Annotated in this window: 2 pseudogenes; both read right to left on the bottom strand. The window is 50.0% G+C overall.

Annotated elements, in window-relative coordinates:
- Positions 1-354: pseudogene (gene pcm, locus A3735_RS00965) on the bottom strand (protein-L-isoaspartate O-methyltransferase); the annotation flags it as partial.
- Between the two features lie 38 nt (positions 355-392).
- Positions 393-606, bottom strand: a pseudogene (locus A3735_RS30010) (5'/3'-nucleotidase SurE); the annotation flags it as partial.

The raw sequence follows: 606 nt of genomic DNA, 5'->3' as shown, positions 1-606 counted from the left end.
AAAGCGTTGAACCGCTTTTTCTAACAGAGGATTAATTCTCTCAACACTATAGACCTCACCCACCAACTGAGCCAAGACCGCCGCCTGATACCCAGAGCCGGTGCCAAGTTCAAGAACTCTACGCGGCGCCGTTTGCAGCAACAACTCAGTCATTCTCGCAACAATATAAGGTTGGGAAATAGTTTGGTTGTGCCCAATCGGTAAAGCTGTATCTTCATAAGCCCGATGAGATAGCGCCTCATCGAGGAATATATGCCGCGGCGTATCCAGCATGACTGCCAATACATCCTCGTTGGTAATCCCCTCATCCCTGAGCCGCTGAATGAGTCGCATCCGGGTACGGCGCGAGGTCATTCCTATTCCTTCGAGATCAAGTGTCTGACTCACGATATTCAATCCTCTAAACAATCTTTTACTTGTGATATCAGCTCATGACGAGTCATATCAACTTGAAGCGGCGTTACTGAAACATAACCGTTCTTTACCGCGTCAAAATCTGTACCTTCTCCGGCATCGTCTCCCTCGCCTGCAAGCGATATCCAATATCGCTGTCGACCTCGTGGGTCTGACACTTCCTCTGGGGGAAGCCCTTTTGCCCGATGCCCC

It is taken from the genome of Oleiphilus sp. HI0061, assembly GCF_001635675.1.
This window is presented reverse-complemented; position numbering and strand designations above follow the sequence as displayed.